The organism is Clostridium sp. DSM 8431, from assembly GCF_900116755.1.
GTDB lineage: Bacteria > Bacillota > Clostridia > Clostridiales > Clostridiaceae > Clostridium.
Genome location: NZ_FPBY01000225.1, coordinates 1 through 4,585, shown reverse-complemented (window position 1 = coordinate 4,585; position 4,585 = coordinate 1). Strand labels below are relative to the sequence as shown.

Genomic DNA, 4,585 nt, shown 5'->3' with positions numbered 1-4,585 from the left:
AGAACATCCTTATATAAATACGAACTTTAAAGGACGTCCACCTATATTTGAATAGCTTGTTTTATTTATCACTCTATTTAGTAATTGAGCCTTGCTAATAAACTGCCTCTTACTCCATCTGTGAATATCGCTACATATAAATACAAGCTCATCTTTCCATACTTCATACACATTAATTTCTTGAAAGCCTACTTAGCCCTCTACAAAGGCAAAATCAATTTTATTTTCAAGTATTAATTTTTCTATATTAGCACTATTCTCAATAATAAGAGATATTTCAATTCCTTCATAAGCTTCAGCAAATTCTCTTATTATTTCTGGAAGTATATATGTACCTATTGTTGTACTAGCGCCTATTGTGATTTTTCCTTTCTCCATACTTGCCATTTCCTTTAATACTTCAGAACCTTCTTCATAAAGATTAAGTATTCTTCTTACATAATTTAAAAATACTTTTCCTTCTTCAGTTAAATAAAGCTTTTTCCCTATTCTATCAAAAAGTTTAACCTGAAGTTCCTCTTCAATTTCATGTATTGTCTGAGTTACTGAAGGCTGGCTTATATATAATTCCTTTGCAGTCTTAGTCATATTTAAATTGTTAGCTGTAGCGTAAAATACTTTTAGTTTTCTTATGTTCATTAATCTTCCCCCAAAGTTTTTCTTTAAACTAAATAATGGAGGCTAAAAAGCCTCCATTACTCTATATATTTATTTAACATCTTTATAATCAACATCAATAGCACTGCTTGTATCAAATTCGTCATCTGAAAAATCATTAGCTTTACTTGTGTAACTATCATAAGTACTATCTAGTTTTTTTGACTTTTTATTAAGTTTTAAGCTTATATAGTTATATCCTTTTATCACTAAATATATTACAATACCGCCTGCTAATAGATAAGGCAATATCTTCAAAAATATACCTAAAATAAAAACTCCTATAATAATAGCTATTATTGTTTTTAATTTATTGCTGCTCATTATCCTTACCTCTATTTTACTTGATATTTATTATATATTATATCATAATAATAAATTTAGCAATTAATAATTTAAATTAATAATTAGTTCTAAAAGTCAATTTAAACTCTGTAAGTTCAGGACTACTATTTACTGCTATTTTTCCATCACCATTTTCAACAAGCTCCTTAACTATACTTAACCCATATCCATGTCCCTTTTCAGTATTGTCTTTTGTTGTAAAACCAGTATTAAAAATTTTATCTATAGTTTTTTTACTAATTTCAGGACCATTATTCTTAATACTTATAATTATCTCATTATCTTTTTTATAAGATTCTGCTTCTATTTTTCCCTTGCCTCCCATAGCTTCAACTGCATTTCTAGAAATATTATAAAAAACTCTAAATAGATCCATTTCATGCATATTTACTTCATAAAGCTTTGCTGATTCTTTAATTTCTATCTCTATATCTGCTCTGTCCACAGCTTGATTAATAGATAGAAATAATATAGAATTCGTCTTTTCTTCTACTATTCCCGAAGAGTAGTTACTCTTTTCAATTATATCCTTAATAGACTTTTTCAAATCATCAAAACGCTCCATGAGGCATAATCCATATAAATAAGAAATTTGAGCGCCATAATCATGCTTTATTTTCCTTAAACTTTTATTATTTAACTCTAATTCTAAATTAAGTTTATATATTTCTCTGCTTTTTGCTGCTATTTTTATTATGTTGAAAAAAATAAGAATAAGAAATATATAAAATATAATTAAAATAACACTTTTTAAAGCTTCATTATTTAATTCATATGCAGGGACAAAAGAGCATTGAGTGAAAACAGCCATTATATCTAAAAAAAATAAAAATATAATTAGATACTTTCCTTCATTCATTATTCTTTCATAAAAATCATACATATAATCTTTGTATTTTAACTGAAAAATCGCATTTATGCACCTAACAATCGTTATAGGAAAAAATAAACGCATAAAATTATTATTCATTCTATATGTATGTATAATTATGCTACATATATTATCTTCTATTAATATTGTTATAGAAAATAGACTAAGTATAGCTATAGAACAAGGTATTAATGCTCTTAAACAATTTCTTCTATATATAATTCCTATAATAACAAATGCTAATAGTGCAGATATTGTAATCTTTCTCCATAGTGGAGTAAAAATACTTAAAAACATGTTAGTTTCCATAACAGAAAGTAATATAGTTGATATTAATAATACTTTTTTATCAATATTCTTCTTATTTACAAAATAGTTAACCTCATATGCAATCCAATAACCTTCTAATATAGTAGTTATAAGCTCCATAGCCTCTTGCACAATATTTACCATTATATTTCCCCTTTATCTTTCAAATTCTATGCTTGTTAAATAATATTTTAGAAAATAATTTTTTCTCACTTTTTACAATAAAATCAAATCAAAAACATATTAGTCTAATTATAGTATTTTTATTCGGTATAATTATAATATTTTTACATTATTTTTTACAGTTAGTTTTCATATTTTTGCCTGTTTAAAAGACTCATTTCATTTTATAGGAAAATTTCAACTACATATCTAATTTAATTATTTTGCTTTTAGGTTCTTTCTAAGGCACTACAATTATTTTTTAATGTTTTTACTATCTTAGATAGCTGAACTCCCCTATTTATCAAGTTTTACTCACTTGAAAATTTTGTATCTTCTAGACATCAAAAAAACACTACCCATAAATATAAGTAGTGTTCTTTTACTAACTATTATTTTTTATTTTTCTTCGCAATAATAGGAAGTATAGCTCCAAGTCCTAAAAGTACAAATGGAGTTAATATATTTAAATTTACTTGGAACCACCAAGAGCTAGAAAATGCTTCAATTCCACTTGGAAACATTCCAAGTAAACATGCAAAGGCTGTAAATACAAAGCACCATACTCCAACTCCTAATGCTAAATTATCATTCTTTAAGAATTTATATTCTGAATTATACTTGTCCGATGCTTTCTTAAGAGCTATGAAAGCTGCAAATACCCATAAATATCTTAATGGCATTACAACTGAATTTAATTTTAGAAGCCAGTTAAATAATGCATTCATATCACCTATACCTAAAGCTGGAACTATTATTAATATTCCTACTAATATAGCAGTCATTATATAACCATTAATAGGGGCACCATGTTTATTAGTCTTAGTTAATACTTTTGGAACAAAGTTTTCATCAGTATCAGCAAGAAGTACCTTAAGTGGTGCATCAATTGAAACAACTAATGCAGAAACTTGAGCTGTTGTATTTGCTAAAGCATATATTACTAATAATATATTACCAACACCATAATATTCTCCAAGCTTTTTGAAAGCATAGTATTGTCCATTCATCATAAGATCGCTTGGAATATTATTAGCATCAAACATCATTCCCATAGCAAGTGATCCTAAAATTGCACTTATTGTAACCATACCAGCAAGCACAAGCATTCCTCTTGGGAATTCCTTAGATGCATTATGAGTATTATTTACATAAGGTGATATCTTTTCAGCTCCACCTACTGCAAATATAAGCATTGATATTGTTGTTAAATAATTAAAATCAAATTTAGGAACTATTGTTTTAAAACCAATATTATGTGTAGCCACAGTCATATCAGTAATTGCTGGGGCTGCTATAACTAAAAGAACATATAATAGCGACATAACAAATGTAGCAGTTCCAGCTATTGTACCTATTGTTTTTAATGAATTTATTCCTCTAGATGCTATCCATAAGAAGAATAAGAATATAGCTAAAATTATTGTTTGAGCCACAACAGTATTCATACTGCTTACCATTGTTCCATCACCTTTAACAGCCCATCCTAAAGCAATTAAAATAGCTTGAGGCTTTTGTGCTAAATAAGGAACATGTACAACCCAATAAGTCCAACCTGCAAAATATGCTAGCTGACCTCCCATTGTTTCTCTTATCCAAGAACTTACTCCAGCTTTACCATCTTTAAATACTGATCCTAATTCCCCAACCACTAAGGCATAAGGTACAAAATATAATCCAATAATAAGAACCCATGATACTATAACTGTAAGACCTTGATTAGCAAAGTTATTTACTACATTACCAAATCCCCATACAGATACAAAGGCCATAAGAGCAAGATTATACCATCTAAGTTTTTTTTCATTTGTTTCCATACGTTATCCATCTCCTCTTCATTTGTAGATTAACATTTTTCATTATAAACTATAATTGCATTAATAAAAAGATAAAAAACGCAAAAAAATATAAATATTTAAATAATCGAGTAGGAGGTAATCAATTATTTTGATTACCGACCTCTCACACCACCGCACGTACAATGTCGTCAACTTAAGAATAAAATAAAAAATATAAAAAAAAGCTTGACAATAGAGAAAAAATTTGCAGCCTCGCTATAGAGAAATAAATTTATAGCGAGGTTTAATATTATGAAAAATACAACATTATTATCTGCAATTTTGAAAGATACAAACAATTTAATTACTTCGAGTGAATTTAAAGAAGCTTACAGTTTAGGTAATTCATTTTCAAGAAATAGAAAATTATCATTTTCTAATGCTGTCTTTTTTATTTGCTCCG

The 4,585-nt window shown here is 27.4% G+C and carries 3 protein-coding genes and 1 pseudogene; all 4 read right to left on the bottom strand.

Going from position 1 to position 4,585, the window contains the following annotated elements; genetic code table 11:
- Nucleotides 1-102 precede the first annotated feature (102 nt).
- Nucleotides 103-639 (bottom strand): annotated as a pseudogene (locus BM384_RS15765) (LysR family transcriptional regulator); the annotation flags it as partial.
- Between the two features lie 69 nt (nt 640-708).
- Nucleotides 709-981 carry a hypothetical protein gene (locus BM384_RS15760; RefSeq protein ID WP_090015028.1) on the bottom strand — a complete coding sequence of 91 codons (273 nt, stop codon included), beginning with the start codon at nt 979-981 and terminating at the stop codon, nt 709-711.
- 76 nt (nt 982-1,057) lie between these two features.
- On the bottom strand, nt 1,058-2,326 hold the full coding sequence (locus BM384_RS15755) for a sensor histidine kinase (protein ID WP_090015026.1): 1,269 nt from the start codon (nt 2,324-2,326) through the stop codon (nt 1,058-1,060).
- A gap of 410 nt (nt 2,327-2,736) precedes the next feature.
- Nucleotides 2,737-4,161 (bottom strand): amino acid permease, encoded by a 1,425-nt coding sequence (locus tag BM384_RS15750; protein ID WP_090015024.1) that lies wholly within the window; start codon nt 4,159-4,161, stop codon nt 2,737-2,739.
- Between the last annotated feature and the right edge of the window lie 424 nt (nt 4,162-4,585).